The sequence below is a fragment of the Salipiger bermudensis genome, from assembly GCF_017309175.1.
Classification (GTDB): Bacteria; Pseudomonadota; Alphaproteobacteria; order Rhodobacterales; family Rhodobacteraceae; genus Salipiger; species Salipiger bermudensis.
Window position 1 is genome coordinate 20604 of sequence record NZ_JAEKJV010000015.1, and the last position, 18965, is coordinate 39568.

The 18965-nt window shown below is 66.9% G+C and carries 13 protein-coding genes; 6 read left to right on the forward strand and 7 right to left on the reverse strand.

Annotated elements, in window-relative coordinates; genetic code table 11:
* The first annotated feature begins 196 nt into the window (after positions 1 to 196).
* Positions 197 to 6772: a choice-of-anchor I family protein gene (locus JF542_RS18115; RefSeq protein WP_207076871.1), complete on the forward strand. Its 6576-nt coding sequence runs from the start codon at positions 197 to 199 to the stop codon at positions 6770 to 6772.
* Positions 6773 to 7055: 283 nt separating this feature from the next.
* On the opposite strand, the gene JF542_RS18120 is transcribed toward JF542_RS18115, so the two are convergent.
* Genes JF542_RS18120 through JF542_RS18150 form a run of 7 tightly spaced genes read right to left on the reverse strand, consistent with a single transcriptional unit; the run spans position 7056 to position 13395 of the window.
* Complete coding sequence (locus tag JF542_RS18120) at positions 7056 to 7328, reverse strand: amphi-Trp domain-containing protein (RefSeq protein ID WP_007798966.1); 273 nt, start codon at positions 7326 to 7328, stop codon at positions 7056 to 7058.
* 17 nt (positions 7329 to 7345) lie between these two features.
* The gene (locus JF542_RS18125; RefSeq protein ID WP_207076872.1) at positions 7346 to 8647 is read right to left on the reverse strand and encodes a metallophosphoesterase; all 1302 of its coding nucleotides are present in this window, start codon (positions 8645 to 8647) and stop codon (positions 7346 to 7348) included.
* A 27-nt stretch (positions 8648 to 8674) separates the two neighbouring features.
* Positions 8675 to 9379, reverse strand: coding sequence for a histidine phosphatase family protein (locus tag JF542_RS18130; protein WP_207076873.1), 705 nt, complete (start codon positions 9377 to 9379; stop codon positions 8675 to 8677).
* Positions 9372 to 10448, reverse strand: a complete 1077-nt coding sequence (locus tag JF542_RS18135) for an HprK-related kinase B (RefSeq protein WP_207076874.1) — start codon at positions 10446 to 10448, stop codon at positions 9372 to 9374. The genes JF542_RS18130 and JF542_RS18135 overlap by 8 nt, the downstream gene beginning before the upstream one ends.
* Positions 10445 to 11326: a GAK system ATP-grasp enzyme gene (locus JF542_RS18140; protein WP_207076875.1), complete on the reverse strand. Its 882-nt coding sequence runs from the start codon at positions 11324 to 11326 to the stop codon at positions 10445 to 10447. Before JF542_RS18140 ends, JF542_RS18135 begins: the two co-directional genes overlap by 4 nt.
* Positions 11319 to 12953 (reverse strand): phosphotransferase, encoded by a 1635-nt coding sequence (locus tag JF542_RS18145; RefSeq protein WP_207076876.1) that lies wholly within the window; start codon positions 12951 to 12953, stop codon positions 11319 to 11321. Before JF542_RS18145 ends, JF542_RS18140 begins: the two co-directional genes overlap by 8 nt.
* Positions 12940 to 13395 (reverse strand): NUDIX domain-containing protein, encoded by a 456-nt coding sequence (locus tag JF542_RS18150; RefSeq protein WP_207076877.1) that lies wholly within the window; start codon positions 13393 to 13395, stop codon positions 12940 to 12942. Before JF542_RS18150 ends, JF542_RS18145 begins: the two co-directional genes overlap by 14 nt.
* Positions 13396 to 13603: 208 nt before the next feature.
* On the opposite strand from JF542_RS18150, the gene JF542_RS18155 reads away from it, so the two are divergent.
* The 5 genes from JF542_RS18155 (at position 13604) to JF542_RS18175 (ending at position 18912) form a co-directional block, all read left to right on the forward strand.
* A complete protein-coding gene (locus JF542_RS18155; RefSeq protein WP_007798953.1) occupies positions 13604 to 14899 on the forward strand; it encodes an extracellular solute-binding protein in 1296 nt (431 codons plus the stop codon).
* A gap of 117 nt (positions 14900 to 15016) precedes the next feature.
* A complete protein-coding gene (locus JF542_RS18160) occupies positions 15017 to 15988 on the forward strand; it encodes an ABC transporter permease subunit (RefSeq protein WP_007798951.1) in 972 nt (323 codons plus the stop codon).
* Positions 15989 to 15992: 4 nt separating this feature from the next.
* The gene (gene ugpE / locus JF542_RS18165) at positions 15993 to 16835 is read left to right on the forward strand and encodes a sn-glycerol-3-phosphate ABC transporter permease UgpE (protein ID WP_007798950.1); all 843 of its coding nucleotides are present in this window, start codon (positions 15993 to 15995) and stop codon (positions 16833 to 16835) included.
* Complete coding sequence (ugpC, locus tag JF542_RS18170; RefSeq protein WP_207076878.1) at positions 16835 to 17908, forward strand: sn-glycerol-3-phosphate ABC transporter ATP-binding protein UgpC; 1074 nt, start codon at positions 16835 to 16837, stop codon at positions 17906 to 17908. The genes ugpE and ugpC overlap by 1 nt, the downstream gene beginning before the upstream one ends.
* Positions 17905 to 18912 (forward strand): endonuclease/exonuclease/phosphatase family protein, encoded by a 1008-nt coding sequence (locus JF542_RS18175; RefSeq protein WP_207076879.1) that lies wholly within the window; start codon positions 17905 to 17907, stop codon positions 18910 to 18912. The genes ugpC and JF542_RS18175 overlap by 4 nt, the downstream gene beginning before the upstream one ends.
* Positions 18913 to 18965: the final 53 nt, after the last annotated feature.

Here is an 18965-nt window from a genome sequence, read left to right on the forward strand (position 1 = left end):
CCAGACACCCTAATGCGTCGACCTCTCAGTTTTGTGACGCAAGATGACAGACCGATGACAGCTTCCTGAAATTCCCTTAAACATATGAAATATTTGTAAATAATCGCATTTCACCTTCACGGTTGCAATGGGTCCATGCCAACTGCCGCGGAAATGACTCTTTTCAATTGTGCATGATCACAGGGTGAGCAAGACAATGGCTTTCGACCTTCGTATTTCCGAGATCTTCTCGGGCCAAAGCGGCAGCGACCTGACCTCCGACTGGTTCGAGATCACGAACATCGGCACGACCGCCTGGGTGCAGGGCGTGGATGCCGACCTGTTCTACGACGACGAGTCCGAGGATGCGACGACGGCGGATGCCATCACCGGGCTGACCGCCATCGCGCCGGGCGAGTCGGTGATCGTTCTGGTCGACAGCACCGATATTGCAGCCTTCGAGGCCGCCTGGGGCGACGTGCGCGACCTCAGCAACGTACAGATCGGCACCATCGACAGCGCGGCCGGTCTTGGCGGCGGCGGTGACGCGGTCACCCTGTTTGCCGACCGCGCGGGCGACGGTGTGGATGCAGGGGACGTGATCGACAGCGCCGCCTACCCCGACACCGATGCCAATGACGGCCAGACCTGGGATGTCGCCGCCCAGGCCTTCTCGCAGGCCGGCGTCGACGGCGCCGTGGCCACCAACGCCATGGGCGGAGACGCGGCGAATGTTCCCAACGTGGGCTCGCCCGGCTCCGTGGCGAACGCCGACGCGCTGGCGCCTGCGGCGCCCGGTGATGCCGACTTCACCCTCGAGCTGCTGCACTTCACCGACCAGGAGGCCGCCGCCGCGGCCGTGGTCGACGCACCGAACCTCTCCGCCGTGTTGAACGCGCTGCGCGCCGAAGATCTCGGCGAGGACGGCCTTGCCGACAACACCCTGGTGCTGTCCTCGGGCGACGCGATCATCCCCGGCCTGTTCTTCGACGCCTCCGAGGCGGTGTTCGGCTCGGCCGGCATCGCCGACATCCAGATCCAGAACGAGCTGGGCGTGCAGGCCATCGCGCTTGGCAACCACGAGTTCGACTACGGCACCGAGCTGCTCGCGAGCCTGATCGACGGCTCCGCCGAGGGTGACTTCTCGGCTCTCACCGGCTCCACGCTGGAAGGTCTCGACTTCACCGGCACCGACATGCCCTACCTCTCGACCAACCTGGACTTTTCGACCGACGCCAACATGGCGGGGCTGGTCACCGAGGGCGGCCAGGCACCGCAGGCCAACGTGGTCTCCTCCTCGACGGTCATCGACAGCAATGGCGAGATGATCGGCGTGGTCGGCGCCACCACCCCGACGCTCGCCACGATCTCGAGCCCCGGCGACGTGACGGTCAATCCCGCATGGGCCAGCGGCACGCCCACCGACGCCGAGCTCGACGCGCTGGCCGCCGAGATCCAGTCCGAGGTCGACACCCTGCTTGAGGCCAACCCGGAGATGAACAAGGTGGTTCTGCTGGCGCACATGCAGCAGATCAGCATCGAGCTCGACCTGGCCGAGCGTCTGACCGATGTCGACATCATCGTTGCGGGCGGCTCCAACACCCGCCTCTTTGACGACGACGACACGCCCCGCGCCGGTGACAGCGATCAGGGCCAGTACCCGCTCTTCGTCGAGAACGCCGGCGGGACCAACACCGCGGTGGTCAACACCGACGGCTCCTACAAGTATGTCGGCCGCCTCGTCATCGACTTCGACGCCGACGGCAACATCATTGCCGAAAGCTACGACGAGACCATCTCGGGCGCCTATGCCACCGATGAGGCAGGTGTCGCCGCGTTGGAGGCCGAGGGCCTGATCGATCCCGAGATCCAGGACATCGCCGACGCCATCGAGGCGCAGATTGTCGCCACCGAAAGCAACGTCTTCGGTGTCTCCGAGGTGTTCCTGAACGGCAACCGCACCGGCACCGGCGCGGTTGACGATCCCGACGGCGTCCGCACCCAGGAAACCAATCTCGGCAACCTCACCGCGGATGCCAACCTCGCCGCGGCCAAGGCGGTGGACGAGACGGTGGTGGTCTCGATCAAGAACGGCGGCGGCATCCGCGCCTCGATCGGCGAGACCATCGTTCCCGCCGCCGGCACCGAAGCGGTGCGCAGCGCCAACTCCGAGGTGACCGACGGCGACGGCAACGTGGTCAAGCCCGAGGGCGGCATCAGCCAGAATGACATCCAGGCGGCGCTGGCCTTCAACAACGGCCTGTCGCTGGTCACCGTCACCCGTCAGGAGCTGATCAACGTGCTCGAGCACGCGCTTGGCGACATCGGCGGCGGACGCTTCCCGCAGGTCTCGGGCCTGCAGTTCTCCTACGATGCCGACAACGAGGCCGGGTCGCGGGTCGTTGACGCCAGCATCGTCGACCCCGAGACCGGTGAGGTGATCGCCGAGCTGATGTCCGACGGCGCTCTGGTGGGCGACGCGAGCGAGGGCTTCCGCATCGTGACGCTGAACTACCTTGCGGGAGGCGGCGACGGCTACCCGTTCGACGCACTTGCGGCCGCCGACCGGGTCGACCTTTATGATCTCGACGGCGACGGCGAGAATGACGGCGCAACCGGCGATGCGACCTTTGCCGATGACGGCACCGAGCAGGACGCGCTGGCCGAGTATCTCGACGACGTCTACAACCCTGCCAACGGCGGCACCGCTTACGCGGAAGAAGACACCGGCCTCGCCGGCGACACCCGGATCATCGATGTGGACGCGGTCGACAGCGCGCCGCAAGGCCCCGTCGCCACCGAGCAGCTGACCTTCATCCGCAGCGAGCTGAGCGTCGGCTCCGAGAGCGGCGCCGAGATCCCCGCCTTCGATCCGACCACCAACAAGATCTTCGTGGCCGGTGGCGAGACCTCGGTCGAGATGATAACCCTCGCCTCCGACCTGACCGCCTCGCAGATCGAGACCCTCGACATCGCGGCGCTGGTGCCCGGTGCTTCGGCGGTGACCTCGGTCGACGTCAAGAACGGCGTGCTGGTGGCCGCGGTGCAGGTCGAGGACGCGGACGGCAACCAGACCAACGGTGTCGCCGCCTTCTTCAACACCGCAGATGGCAGCCTGATCACCACCGTCGAAGTGGGCATCGGCCCCGACATGGTCACCTTCACGCCGGACGGCACCAAGGTGCTCACCGCCGATGAAGGCGAGAATGACGATCCGATCGATCCGGCCGGCTCGATCTCGATCATCGACGTGACCCCGGCGGATGCCGCCACCTGGACCGCTGATGTCAACGGCTTCGAGGGCTTCGACGCGGCCACTCTGGACGCGGCGGGCGTGCGCCTGTTCCCGGGCAAGACGCCGGAATTCGATCTCGAGCCCGAGTACATCGCGGTGTCGGCCGACAGCAGCCAGGCCTTCGTGACCCTGCAGGAGGCCAACGCCATCGCCACGGTCGACCTGACCACCGGCGAGATCGTCTCGATCGAGGGGCTCGGCACCGTCGATCACGCGCTGGACGGCAACGAGATCGACACCAACGACGAAGACGGCGTGCTCACCCTCGACACCGCGCCGGTCAAGGGCCTGCGCATGCCCGACGGCCTCACAAGCTTCACCGTCGGCGGTCAGGCCTACTTCATCACCGCCAACGAGGGCGACGCCCGCGACAGCGACGTGCGCCTCGCCGACGTGACCCTCGACGAAACCGCCTTCCCCAACGCCGCCGAGCTTCAGGACAACGCCGTGATGGGCCGCCTGCAGATCTCCGGCATCGACGGCGACACCGACGGTGACGGCGATTACGACGCGCTCTACTCCTACGGTGGCCGCTCGTTCTCGATCTTCGACGCCGAGGGCAACCTCGTCTTCGACAGCGGCTCGGCGCTGGCCGAGATCGCCGACGCGGCGGGCATCTACCCGGATGGCCGCTCGGACAACAAGGGCACCGAGCCCGAGAACGTCACCGTGGGCCAGATCGGCAGCCAGACCTTCGCCTTCGTGGCGCTGGAGCGCGCCAGCGCGGTGGCGGTGTTCGACGTCACCGACCCGACCGACCCGGCCTATGTCAACCTGATCAGCGACGAAGCCGACAGCGAGCCGGAAGGGCTCGAGTTCGTCTCGATGCAGGACAGCCCCTCGGGCAAGCCGCTGCTCATCGTCACCAACGAGGACAGCAAAACCACCGTGGTGCACGAGATCGAGGTCGCCACCCTGCACACCACCATCGGCGACGTGCAGGGCGCGGGCCATGTCTCGGCCTATGTGCGCGGCAGCATGACCGATGCCGAATTCCTCGCCGCCAATGCCGAGGCCTCGGTCTACAACGTCTACTCGGGGCAACAGGTCCGGGTGGAAGGTGTGGTCACCGCGGTCGACGGCAACGGCTTCTACCTGCAGGATCCCACCGGTGACGGCGACGCGGCCACCTCCGACGCGATCTTCGTCTACTCGGGCAGCGAGCCCACCGTGGTGGTCGGCGACAGCGTGGCGGTGACCGGCGAAGTGGCCGAGTACTACCCGGGCGGGTCGGCTTCGGGCAACCTGCCCACCACCCAGCTGGTGAGCCCGCAGATCGAGACCATCGCCGATCTCGGCCCGGTCACGGCCACGATCATCGGCGAAGGCGGGGTGATCCTGCCCGACATGTCGATCGACGACGACAGCTTTGCCGAGTTCGACGTCGACACCGACGGTCTTGATGCCTTCGAGGCCCTCGAGGGCATGCTGGTCACCGCGCAGGACATGGTCGCCGTCAGCGGCACCAACGCCTACAACGAGCTCTTCGCGGTCACCGACATGGGGGCCAACGCCTCGGGCCTGTCCGAGCGCGGCACGCTCAACATCTCGGAGAGCGACTTCAACCCCGAGCGCATCCAGATCGATCCCGATTACGACCTGCTCGATCTCGACCTCTCGGCCATCAACACCGGCGACAGCCTCGGCAACGTCACCGGCGTGATGAACTACGACTACGGCAACTTCCAGATCACCCCGACCGTCGACTTCCTGAGCCAGGTCGTCTCGGCCGGGCTGGAGCCGGAGGTCAGCACCCTGACCGCCGGAGAGGGCGAGCTGCTGATCGCCAGCTACAACGTGCTCAACCTCGATCCGGTGATCGAGGATGAGGCCAACATCCTGCCGGGCACCTACAACGCGGTGGACGACGACCTGGGCGACGGCCGCTTCGACGCGATCGCCAACCAGATCGTCAGCAACCTCAACACGCCCGACATCATCGGCCTGCAGGAGATCCAGGACAACACCGGCGCCGAAGGCACCGATGACGTCACCTCGGCCTCCGACACGCTGCAGCAACTGATCGACAGCATCGCCGCGGCGGGCGGTCCGACCTACGCCTATATCGACAACACCTTCATCGCGGACGACACCTCGGGCGGCATCCCCGGTGGCAACATCCGCACCGCCTATCTCTACAACCCCGAGCGCGTCTCGGTGGTCGAGGGAAGCGTGCGGACGATCTCGAGCCAGGACGCGGGCGCGGCCTTCGAGGGCGGGCGCCTCCCGCTGGTGGCAAGCTTCGCCTTCGGCGACGAGGAGGTGACGGTGGTCAACAACCACTTCTCCTCCAAGAGCGGCTCTGCCCCGATCATGGGGATCGATCAGGAGTTCGCCGACCTGCAGGAAGATCCGTCGGTCAACGGTGCGGTCGATGAGCGCCAGGCGCAGAGCGCCGAGGTTCAGGGCTTCGTCGACGAGCTTCTGGCCGAGGACGGCGCCGCCAACGTGGTGGTGCTGGGCGACTTCAACGAGTTCGAGTTCGTCAGCCCGCTGGAGGAGCTCGAGGGATCGGGGCTGGTCAACCTGACCAACTCGCTGCCGGAAGACGAGCGCTACAGCTACAGCTTCCAGGGCAACTCGCAGTCGCTCGACCACATCCTCGTGTCCAACAACCTTGGCCTCGACGCAGAGTTCGACGCGGTGCACGTGAACAGCGAGTTCGCGGTCACCGACGAGAGCGCGTCGGACCACGACCCGGTGCTCGCCAAGGTCAGCCTCGGCAGCAAGAGCTTCGCCGGTGTGACCGAGGGCTTCCAGCGTACCTTCGGCGGCGCCCACAGCTCCGCCGATCTGCTCGTCGACGGTCAGCAGGTCAGCTTCGGCGGCACCACCTTCGGGGTCGACGCGGATCTCGAAACCGGCCGCTTCCTCAGCGCCTCTGACGGCAACACCACCGAGCTGGCCTTTGTCGGCGATCTGCTCGGCAACGGCGCCGACCTGCGCGAAGCAGAGGAAGTCTCCGAGGACCAGATCAACGGCATCGCCTTCGACGACTACCTCATCGGCAACGGCCAAGCCGATTTCACCATCGAACTGGACAGCTCCGAGGCCGGCTACCACAACTCGCTCGGCTACTACTACTACGACCGCGAGACCGGCACGGCCTCCAACGTCACCATCCTCGAAGCGGATGTGAAATCGCCGGCGGGCGGTGCGAGCTACCAGATCGACAACGTCGACGAGGGGGCCGAACTCGCCTTCTTCGTGGTCCGCGACGGCGAGGATATGGTCGAGGGTCTCAGCGACGAGCTGGTGTTCGACTTCTCCGGTGACAAACCGGTGCTGCAGGACAACGGCGTGGATCTGGATCTCGACATCTACCACTCGCTGGGTGCCGAGTTCAGCGCCGACGATCGCGAGCACTTCCTTTCGGGCGCGGTTGCCGACGGCAGCGGGCTGCGCGTGGGCGTCGAGGACAAGATGAACACCGGAGACGCCGACTATCAGGACGTGGTGTTCCTGGTGTCGCGCGACGAAGACTTCGTGTTCGTCTGATCGGACGGCCTCCGGAGCGTCACGCCGTGACGCTCCGGGGCCCCGATCGATGATCTGTCAGAACGAGATCGGGCCCGGCATGTCGATGCCGGGCCCGTCTTTTATGAACAGGATGCGCCGCGGTGCCGCCGCGCCGGCAAACCGGGCGAGAACCGCTCGAGCGCAGATGCTCTCGGGACAGGCGGTGGCACCGGCCGGATCGCCGAGAGCCCCTCGCCCGCAGTAGGTGTATTGCGTTCTCTGAAGAGTGGGCTGGCCCGCGCCCGCAACGGGCGCGCTGTGCTCAGACGTCGATGCGCGGGGTGCCCTTGGCGTGCGGCGCTTCTGCCGGATCGGCCCAGGTGACGCGCAGGCTGAACACGCAGCGCCCGTCCTCGCGTTCGGCCTTGATGCGCAGGTTCATCAACTCGCCGGTCTCGAGCACCAGTTCATCGTCATCGTCGCTCAACGTCAGCTCACCCTTCGAAAAGCCTTTCGACAGCGACGACAGGAGCGACTTGAGGGTCTTGGCATCCTGCAGCGAGTCATGCCTGAAGCTGGTCTTCGAATTGCCCATGCACGCGGCCTCCGGATCTAGACGAGACGGCCCGGCGCGAAGTGCTTCGCGGTCGGGTGGTCACGGCTGAGACCGATCACATCTCCGGACGGAAAGATCAAGGTCGCGCCCGCGCCGATGCCCTCAAGCCCCTCGAGCCGGCGCGAGGCGCGGTCGAGAGTGATATCGCCCTCGAGATGCAGAAGGCCCCGCTTGGCGCGCAGGTGCTGGCCGCTGTGGTTGTTGACGTGGCCCTGCACGATCATGTGGATGCCGTCGCGGTGCAGCAGCTCGACACCCGTCTGCGTCAGCGTGCAGTCCGAGGCGCGGTATTTGGTCCGCACGAGATTGGCGAGCGGTCCGAAATAGAACCCCAGCGAGGCGGTCTCGGCCTCGGTGCGGTAGCGGGCATTGACCTCCGCCGCGCCACCGCGCACCAGCAGGCGGCACATCTCGTCGCAAAGCCCGGCATGCACGAAGAGCAGCGAGCCGCAGCGGGCCACAACCTCCATCTCGTCGTAGAACCACGCGTAGGCACCGCCGGGAACGAAGAAGATGTCATGGCATTTCAGCACCGCCGCCAGAAGCTCGCGGTGGGACATGCCGACCTTGGCGCGCTCGCGATCGAACTTGCGCAGCTTCTCGTCGAGCTTGGTGATCTCCTTCTTGATCGCCTTGCCGGAAAGCTGCCCGCGCGCCGCCTTGGCAAAGCGCTTTGACCACCCCTTCGAGGGCATCAGGCGGGCGGCACAGGCGGCCTCATCCGGAAGCGCGGCGAGATCGTCGCAGGTGACGAAGCGATCGAAGACCTCGCGCAGGGCGGGCAGGATCTTGCGCCCCATGCGCACGAAGAGATGCTCGCGCAGGGCGCTGCGCGGGCCACGCACCGCATCTACCGCCATGCGCATCCGCAGGTCGTGGTTGCCTGCCAACAGGTCGAACTGTGCCCCCGACGCGCGCAGCGCCGCCAGCGCGTCGAGCAGGTCGAGATTGCTCGGCCCCTTGTCGAGGCTGTCGCCGCCGACGATGATCCGCGCGCTCTGGCCAAACCGCGTCAGCGTGATCGCCCCGCCGTCGCGCCGGATCACTCCGGCAGCCACCAGCGAGCGCAGGAAGCCCTCGGCATCGGCATGGGCGTCGGAGACGAAGATCACCGGCTGTTCGGGCCAGTGCCAACCGCCGTGATCGCGCGCGCGGGCGAGGCAGTCCGAGATCTGAGGCACCGGGCGGTCGAGCCACGGCGCCAGTTCGCGCGGCAGGTCGGAGAGCTGCCCGAGAGGATCGTGAACGGGCGGCAACAGCGGTCCTGCGGCCTCTGTCGACTGGCTGATCTGATCCACTGGCGGCCCTTTCCTGACGGTCCGGCGCTAGTCGATCGGGTCCTCTTTCGGGGTCCTTACCTTCCACGCACCGGCGAAACGGGACCAGCTATCATGGCCCCTGTAACAGAGAAGTAACGCCCGGGCGTGGAACATCGAGAGTTTTGCCAGATCTTCTTTTTCAAGCAGGCCGAGATGATGTGCCGCATGCCGGAACGAGGCGCCGTGGCCCACGTGGACGGTCAGCCGCCCCGCCCCGGCCCCGGCGCTGTCCCGAAGGTGCCCGGCGACGCGCGCGCCGGCCATCATCAAGCTTTCGGCGCCCTCGAGCGGCAGGCGGTAGTCGCTGTCGGATTTCCAGCCCGGGGGCGGTGCCTCGTGGCGCGGATCGTCACGCAGCACCGCCTCGATCTCGGCCACGGTGAGGTTGGCGGCCGAGCCCAGCCCGCGCTCGGCCAGCGCGCCGGTCTCATGGATTTCAGTGATCTCGTGGCCATGCGCGCGCAGCCGGTCGGCGATTTCCGTGGCGGTCTGCCACGCCCGCAGCTGGTGAGAGCAATGGATCACCGGCGCGAGTTGCAGACCGTGCTGGGCGATCATGGCCGCAAGCGCGTCACCGCAGGCCCGGGCCTGCGCCAGGCCCTCGTCGGTCAGCGCATAGGGCTGCCGGGCCGAGGGCGCGCCTTCGCGCTGGTGATAGGCCCCGTGGCGGATGATGGCGTGGTAGCTCTCGGGCATGAGCGGCTCAGACATCGAAGAGCCGGCGCCCCTCGGCTGCGAGCGCGTCGAAATCGACCCGGCCCGAGACCTCGCAGACCCGAACGCCGTCCAGCGCTGCGAGATAAGGCCCCGGCTCCGGCGTGGCGCCGTTGGGCTCGAACCGGCCGTCGGGATGCTGGTAGAATGGCCCCGGGCTCTTCATGATCGCGCCCAGAAGGTCGGGCCGGCTGGCAAGCTCCACCTGCGCCACGCGCGTTGGCTCGACCGCATCACGGGCCCAGTTCAGCACCCAGAAATCGGTCAGCGGCGCGTCGAAGCGCACCCGCCCCGCCCCGTAGACCTCGCTCACGATGAGATCGTGCTTTTCTTCCAGATCCCAGAGCGCGGCGGCGGGCATCGCCTCAAGCTCGGCCCGGCGCGCGGGGCCGAGCATGCTGTGCAGGCGCGGGTTGCCGAGGATGGTGCCCGGGTTGATGCGCGGCTGCTTGGGGATGCCCAGCGCCTGCGGCGGGCGCCCTGCCCTGACCAGCACCCGGTCGTTGGAGAGGAAGGCGGTGCCCTCCAGATCCATCATGCGCAGCATCGAGGTTGACTTGCCGCCGCCCGACAGCCCCGAGATCGCCAGCGTCCGGCCGTGCCCGGTCACCGCCGCCGCGTGGCAAAGCTGCCAGCCGTCGCGCTGGCAGATGTTCAACACCTGCGTGTTGATGAAGTTGATCACCGTGCTGACGTTCTGCTCGAGCGGGCCGAAGGCCACCGCCACGCCCGGCGCCTGCAGGAAGGTCACGCCGCTGCGGACCTTGCGGATCAGGCGCCCGTCGTCGAGCGCATGGATCGCATCCTTGCGCCCGGCCTTGCCGGCCTCGCGCGCCCAGTCCTGCCACTCTGGCTCGGCGGGCAGCGCCTGCCCCGGCAGCAGGTGCACGCGCGTTTCACCCGGCGTGTCGCTCAGTGCGTCTTGGAAATAGCCCACCAGCTCGGCCCGCAGATCTCCGGGACAAAACACGCTGAGGCCCACCGGCCCGACCTTCAGGTGGACCGGCTCTGCCGCCTCGGCCGGTGACAGATCAAGCTGCGAAAGAATGTCCTGCGCCCGGCTCATGCGCGCACCTGTTCCAGCACGTGATCGGCCACCAGCGCGGCGGCGTCGATGCCGCAACCCTCCTGCGCGCCGCGGTAGCCGCCGAAGGCCGAGACCTCGAACACGATCGGCCCGTCCGGGGTCAGCGCGATATCGACGGTGGTGAAGGTCAGCCCGAACGGCGCCTGCGCACGGCGGCCCAGCTCGATCAGCTCGGCGTCGGGCTCGTAGGGCGCGTATTTGCCGCCCGAGTGAATCGTGGTGTTCCAGCTGTCGGTCTGGCTCACCCGCGCATAAGTGCAGATATACTCGCCACCAAGGAAGACCATGCCCAGATCGTGCCCCGAGAGGTCGGCCTTCTTCTGGATATACATCACCGGATTCTCGGCCTTGAAGGCGGCGATCTGCGCCTCGGCATCGGGGGCGTCTGCCTCCAGCAGAACCATGCCGCGCGCCTTGGTCGAGAACAGCGGCTTGAACACCGCCGCCCCGTAGCGCGCCAGAGCCGCGCGCGCCGCCATCTCATCCTCGGTGATGGTGGTCGGCGGCATCGGCGCGCCGGCGGCGTTCAGCGTCACGGTGCAGGCCAGCCGGTCCATCAGGCGCAGGATCGCGGTGGCGGGGCTGAAGATCTTCACGCCCTTGGCCTCGGCCACGCGCAGCATCTCGAGCCGGTCGAGCGCATGCGCGCTGTAGGTCTCGGCCACCTTCTTGATCACCAGACCGTCGAGCGTGCAGAGATCGACACCGTCGCACAGCAGCGTTCCGGCCTCGAGATCCAGCGTCACACGCGCCATGTCGATCACCTGCCGAAAGCCGGTGCGGGCCTCGATCGCATCCGCGAGCGCCTCGGTCGACCATTTTCCGGGGGTTCCGATGACCCCGATCTTGTCAGTCACTGAACAGCATCCTTATGGGCAGTTTGAGCCGCGCTTCCTTGCCCTCGGGCACGGCCAGCGCGGCTTCGAGAATGTAGCGGGCGCGCAGCATCATGCGGCGCGCATGGTTCTTGTCGACGATGAAGCGAGTCGAGCTGGCAAAGCTTCGCGCCAGCCCCAGCGCCAGCCGGTATTCGAAGCTCTTGTCCTTCTGGCGCCGGGCGAACTTGGCGGCCATGTCGTGCATCTCGACAGCGACCGAGGCGATGCGGGCGCGCGTCCCCGCGTCGAGCACCTGCAACCGGTAGTTCGACACCATGAAGACCGACACGTCCTGCACGTAATCCATATAGCGCGAGCGGTGCAGGTCGATGAAGCGCACCTTCTTCTCGCCGGCCTCGTAGATGATGTTGTCGAGGTTGAAATCGCCGTGAATATAGACCGAGAACGGCGCCTTCAGCGCCTCCTCGCGCCTCGCGGCGGCGGCGATGAGCGCGTCGAAGCTTTCGAGCGTGGCTCCGTTGAGGCGCTGGGTGCCGGTGGCGAATTTCGGATGCAACCGGTAGACATCGCTCATCCGCTTGCCAAGCTGCTCCATGGCGCGCATCTCGGCGGGCTCATCGGTGAGCGTCTGGCGCCAGATGTCGCGCACCGTGCGGTGCAGCGCCGTTTGCGCGGCGTCGAGCTCCGCCGCGCTGCCGCCCAGCACGATGTCCTCGAAGGTCTGCCCCGAGAGGTGCTCGATCAGCAGCGCCGCGCTGTCGCCGCGCTTCTCGTAAGACAGGATCTCGGGCGCGAGCCCGGGATAGACCGAGTTCCAGCTCTTCACCCCGACGCGCTCTTCCTTGACCTTGCGCCGGTCGCCATCCTTGAACACCGCGTCCACCGAGCGGCCATTGCCGTCGCGCATGGTGACGCTCGAGATCGCGCTGCCCGAGCGGGTCTCGGCCAGCGGCTGCAGCTTGATCTCCTCGTCCTCCTTGCCGACGCCCGCCAGAACGCTGCGCAGGGTGAAGTAGCGCTCGAACTGCACGGTCTGGCCGATATTGGTCGACAGGATCGCCTCGCTGATGGTCTGGAGCGCCTCTCCCATGCGGGTGACCTCGTTCAGGGTCAGCAGCCCATGCGCGAGGTCGTCGGCGTGCTTGGAGCCCTGCATGTCGCGGGTGTAGGTGCGAAAGAGCTGGTCGTGAAAGGCGCCAAGCTCAGCCCGGATGGCGCCGATCTGCACCGCCAGGCGACTGTCGCCGGCAGCCCGCGCCTCCTGCACCCGGGCCACCGCCTTGCGCACCCGACCGAGCGGCTTAAGATAGGCGTCGGCGCGCAGCAGCTTGGTGCGCTCGATATTGCCCGCGTGCCGGACCGAGCGGCGGGCAAGGCGCGAGATCAGGTCGAGGTTGCGGGCGATGGTGTCGACCCCCTGCAGGCGCAGGTCGCGCGCCGCGTTAGGCTTGCCGCGCATCATGCCGGCAAGGCAGGCCTTGCGCACCCGCGAGGCGAGGTTCTGCGAATAGCCCGCCCGCGCGATCAATGCCTCGGCGATTTCGCGGCGCGGGGCTTCGAAATAGGCGAGCAGCCGCGCCAGCTGGCCGTCGAGCTCGGCGAACAGGAAGGAGAGGTTCTCCTCGACGGCGTCAGGGCGTTTCACAGCGCAGGGCTCCGAGATAGACGGGGGCGTCGGGGTCGGTCAGTGCCAGATCGTAGCGCGGCAGGAAGTCGGCGCCGCATGCTGCGGGGTCAACCCAGTCGGTCGCCACTTGCCGCTTGTCGGGATGGCTGCCGAGCCGGGGCACGTAGCTGTCGGGCACGGTGGCCGCGAAGAGGACCTCGGAGAGCTGTCGCAGCCCACCCTCGCGGGTCCGGAACACGTCGGCCACGTGCAGCACGTCACCCAGCTCCGGAGTGACGCCGATCTCTTCGAGACATTCGCGCCGGGCGCAATCCGCCATGCTCTCGCCGGGCTCTTGCCGCCCGCCGGGAAGGGTCAGGTAGCGCGGGCCGCCCTCGCGGCTCTTGACCTGCACCAGCACCAGCGGGCCCTTGCGGATCACGACGCGAACCGTCGGACGGATGGGAGTGTCTTCGAACATGGCGCCTTATGCCTCTGGAAGGGTGACAGTTTAAAGGCGGATCAAGGTCCCGTCTCGGTGAATCGCGCGTCCCGCAGGCACTTCGGACCGCTCCCCACGCCGCAACCTATTCGCATGACGCGAAAGTTTCACAAATCCTAAGCCCTACTGTCACAGAGCGCCCCTAGCCGTCGCGCAACGAACAAACCCCCGAAGAAGGACCTGGGACATGATCAAGACGGCATCGACCGCCATCGCACTGGCGCTGACCGCCTCCACCGCCTACGCCGCGACCGACATCAGCTGGTGGCACGGCATGGGTGGCCGCAACGGCGAAGTGATCAACGAGATCGCGCAGCAGTTCAACGCCGCACAGGACCAGTGCAACCTGACGCCGGTCTCGCGCGGCACCTATGAAGAGGCGCTGTCCTCGGGCATCGCGGCCTTCCGCTCGGGCGAGCAGCCCAACATCCTGCAGGTGTTCGACGCCGGCGCCGCCACCATCATCGCCGCCAAGGGCGCGACCGTTCCGGCCGAGGACCTGATCACCGGCGCCGGTGAAGAGTTCGACCGCGAGGCCTTCATCGCCGGCGTGCGCAACTTCTACGCCGATGCCGACGGCAAGTTCATCGGCATGCCGTTCAACTCCTCGGCGCCGATCCTGTACTACAACACCGAAGCCTTCGAGGCCGCAGGCGTCGAGCCGCCGAAGACCTGGGAAGAGTTCGAGGAGATCGCCCCCGCCCTGCGCGATGCCGGCTATATCCCGATGACCGCCTCGCAGCTGACCTGGATGATGGTCGAGAACTTCAAGTCGCGGAACAACCAGCAGTTCGCCACCAACAACAACGGTTATGACGGCTTCGAGGGCACCGAGATCCTCGTCAGCGACGACAACCAGAAAATGATGTTCGAGAAGCTCAAGGCCTGGGCCGACGAAGATCTCTACGGCTTCTACGGTGCCGGCTGGGCCGACAACCTCAAGCCCTTCGAAGAGGGTGAGGCTGCCATGTGGATCGGCTCCTCGGGCTCCTTCGGCGGCCTGCAGCAGTCGGCCGAGTTCGACTTCGACGCCGTCTACATGCCCTACTGGGACAGCATCGAAGGCGCCGGCACCCAGAGCTTCATCGGCGGCGCGGCGCTCTTCGCCATGGCCGGCAAGTCCGAGGAAGAGAACGCCTGCACCGCGCAGTTCTTCACCTTCCTGACCTCGCCCGAGACCCAGTTCTTCTACCACCGCAGCACCGGCTACGTGCCGATCACCGAAGCGGCCTACGAGCTGGCCAAGTCGGAAGGCTACTACGACGACCAGCCGGTGGCCGAAGTCGGCATCCAGCAGCTGATGCTCGAAGGCGGTGAATGGTCCAAGGGCTACCGCATGGGCTTCTACCCGCAGATCCGCTCGGTGATGGAGCGCGAGTTCAACCGCATCTTCTCGGACGAAGTGTCGGTGGATGAGGCCTTCTCGATCATCGAGGAAGAGGGCAACGCCCTGCTCGCGCGCTTCGCCAAGACCGCGAACTAAGCCAGCATCGACCGCACCTGGGGGTCGGGCCAAGCGCCCGGCCCCCGTTTCCGTTGCCGCTCTTGTTGCCGCGCCCGGCGCAAACCGGGACGACCCGCCCCCGATCAGGACACGCCCGTGACCGACACCCCCCTTTCCCTCGCCGAGGCCGACAGCACGCTGTTCACCCGGCTCCGCCGCTGGTGGTCCGGTGAGACCGCCAACCCCGTCAAGCGCGTCCAGTTCGACCGCCCGCTGACGCCGTGGATGTTCCTGCTGCCGCAGCTCGCGGTTGTGGCGATCTTCTTCTACTGGCCCTCGGTGCAGGCGGTGACCTCGTCCTTCTATCTCGAGGACCCGTTCGGCTTTGGCGCCACCTTCGTGGGCCTCGACAACTACACCGACGCGCTGACCAGCCGCGGCTACATGTCCACCGCCGCCTTCACCGCCTTCTTCTGCGTCGTGGTCACTGCGCTGTCGCTCGGGCTAGGGCTGCTGCTCGCGGTCAAGGCCGACAAGGTGATCCGCGGCGCCGAGACCTACAAGACGCTGCTGATCTCGGTCTACGCCATCGCGCCGCCGGTGGCGGGCCTCATCGGCATGATGTTCTTCGACATGCATATGGGCCCCTTCACCCAGATCGCCGCCTGGTTCGGCCACGACCTGCGGGTCGGCATCGACTATTGGGACACCGCCAGCGCCCTGATCGTGATCTCGGTCTGGAAGCAGATCCCCTACAACTTCATCTTCTTCCTGTCGGGCCTGCAATCGGTGCCGGTCTCGGTGCGCGAGGCGGCGCTGATCGACGCGAAATCCGGCTGGCGCCGGTTCTGCGACATCACCCTGCCGCTGCTCGCGCCCACCGCCTTCTTCCTGCTGGTCATCAACATCACCTACACGATGTTCGACACCTTCCCGATCATCGACGTCATCGTGAAGGACAAGCCCGCCAACAACCCGATGACGCTGGTCTACAAGGTCTATCTCGACGGGTTCAAAGGCAACGACATCGGCGGCTCCTCGGCGCAGTCGGTGATCCTCATGGTGGTGGTGGCGCTGCTCACGGTGCTGCAGTTCCGCTTCCTCGAACGCCGCGTGCATTACGGGTAAGGCCATGCAGAAGATCAAACCCCTCGACCACCTGATCCTGATCCTCGGCGCGCTGTTTCTCTGCGTGCCCGTGGTGATGGCGCTGATGTCCTCCACCCATGCCGCGATCGATATCCATTCGAACGGCCTCTACATCACCCCCGGCAGCCATGGCGCCGAGACCTATACCAAGGTGCTCACCAGCCGCGGCGGCTTTACCGGCGACGTGACCGGGCTATTGATGCTCACCAACTCGATGATCATGGGGCTGGGCTTCGCGGTCGGGAAGATCGTGCTGTCGATGATGGCGGCCTACGCGCTGGTCTATTTCCGCTTCCGCTTTGCGACGCTGATCTTCTGGGCCATCTTCGCGACGCTGCTGCTGCCGCTCGAGGTGCGCATCATGCCGTCCTACCAGGTGATGTCGGAGCTGCACCTGCTGAACACCTATACCGGCCTGATCGTGCCGCTGCTGGCCTCGGCCACCGGCACCTTCTTCTTCCGGCAGTTCTTCCGCTCGGTCCCCGATGAGCTGCTCGAGGCGGCGCGCATCGACGGCGCCGGCCCGGTGAAGTTCTTCATCGACGTGCTGGTGCCGCTGTCGAAGACGATGATGTCGGCGATCTTCATCATCATGTTCATCTACGGCTGGAACCAGTATCTCTGGCCGCTGCTGATGACCACCGACGAGAGCTTCTTCACGCTCATGCGTGGCATCAAGTCGATCCTGCAGGTCTGGGTCGGCAGCCAGATCCCCGATTACAACGAAGCCTTTGCCCTTGCGGTGCTGGCGATGGTCCCCCCGGTTGCGGTGGTGGTGATCTTCCAGCGCATGTTCATCAAGGGCCTGACGGAAAGCGACAAGTAATGGCACATCTCTCTCTGACCAATGTCGGCAAGACCTATGGCGGCAGCGCCCAAGCAGCGGTGGCCGATGTCGATATCGAGATCCGCGACGGCGAGTTCATCGTGCTCGTCGGCCCCTCGGGCTGCGGCAAGTCCACCCTGCTGCGCATGGTGGCCGGGCTCGAGACCATCACCGAAGGCGAGATCCGCATCGGCGAGCGGCTGGTCAACCAGCTTGACCCGGCCGAGCGCGACATCGCCATGGTGTTCCAGAACTACGCGCTCTACCCGCACATGAGCGTGCGCGACAACATGGCCTACGGCCTGAAGAACCGCGGCGAGAGCAAGGCGGTGATCGAGGAGCGCGTCGCCGAGGCGGCGCGGATGCTCGAGCTGCGCCCCTATCTCGACCGCAAGCCGCGCGCCCTCTCGGGCGGCCAGCGCCAGCGCGTCGCCATGGGCCGCGCCATCGTGCGCCAGCCCTCGGCCTTCCTGTTCGACGAGCCGCTGTCGAACCTCGACGCCAAGCTGCGCGTGTCGATGCGGATGGAGATCCGCAAGCTGCAGAAGCGGCTTGGCACGACCTCGCTCTATGTCACCCACGACCAGCTCGAGGCGATGACTCTGGCCGATCGGCTGGTGGTGCTGAACGGCGGCCGGGTGGAGCAGATCGGTGCGCCGCTCGAGGTCTACCGCGCCCCGGCCTCGACCTTCGTGGCCTCCTTCATCGGTGCCCCGGCGATGAGCCTGCTCGACGCCCATGTCGAGAACGGCCAGGTCATGCTCGACGGCCACGCTCTGGCGCCGGTGGCGCATGAGGCCGGGCCGGTCACGCTCGGGCTGCGGGCCGAGGATCTGCGCATCACGCCCGGCGGCGTACCGATGCGGGTCGACCATGTCGAGGAACTTGGAGCGCAGCGCATCGTGCACGGCTTCGTGGGCGAGCAGGCGCTGGCGATCATCGACACCAGCGAAGCCCCCCTGCCCGAGACCGTGCATCTGGGGGTCGCGCCCTCGCGCGTGCATCTCTTCGACGCCCGCACCGGCCGCCGCATCGAGACCGCATCGCAGCCCGTCGCGGTGCCCGCCGAATGATCCGCGACACGGTTCCCGACCTGCCGGTCCCGACCGAGGCCGACCTCGCGCTGCGCGCCCTGCCGCGCAGCCTCAGCGCTCATGACACCCACATGGCGCAGGTCGCGGGGATGAACCTCATCGAGACCGGCGGCGCGGCGCCCGCAGCGGCGCTCGCCCTGCCCCTGACCGTGGGGGCGTGGAACCTCGAGCGCTGCCTGTTTCCCGAGGCGGCGGCGCAGAAGATGGCCGATTGCGACCTGCTGCTGCTGTCGGAGATGGATCACGGCATGGCCCGCACCGGCCAGCGCAACACCACCCGCGACATCGCGGGCGGGCTCGGCATGGCCTACGCCTACGCGGTCGAGTTTCTCGAGCTGGGGCTCGGCTCGCCGATCGAGCACGCGTTTTGCGAGGACGATCACAATGCGCTCGGCTACCACGGCAACGCGCTGATGGCGAAGACCGACCTGCGCGATCCCTTCGCGCTCCGGCTCTGGGGCGAGCGGCAGTGGTTCTCGGATGCCGAGCAGCCGCGGCTTGGCGAGCGCATCGCGGTCGGCGCCACAATGGACACCGAGGCCGGCCCGCTGCTGGCGATCTCCACCCATCTCGAAAGCGCCTGCGGCCCGGAGCATCGCGAGATGCAGATCCGCGGCCTGATCGCGGCGCTGGACGCGGCCTTCCCCGGCCTGCCGGTGCTGATCGGCGGCGATCTCAACACTGGCAACCACAACGAAGGCGACTGGCGCGCCGAGGGGCTGTTCGACGCCGCCCGCGAGGCCGGTTTCACCGTACATGGCGGCCCCGAGGATCAGCCGACCACGCGGCCCAGCCTGATCACCCGCTGGCCTGAACGGCAGATGAAGCTCGACTGGTTCCTCGCCCGAAATCTGCGCCTCGAAGAGACCAAGATCCGCTCCTCGCTCGATGACACCAGCCGGCCGCTCTCGGATCACGACGCCATCGTGACGCGCATCACCGACCTGATGACACCGCAGAGGCCGGAGACGCCGGAGACCTAGGGACGCTACGCCGGCAAGCCATCAGCGCCTGTGCGCAGCCATCGGCATCATAT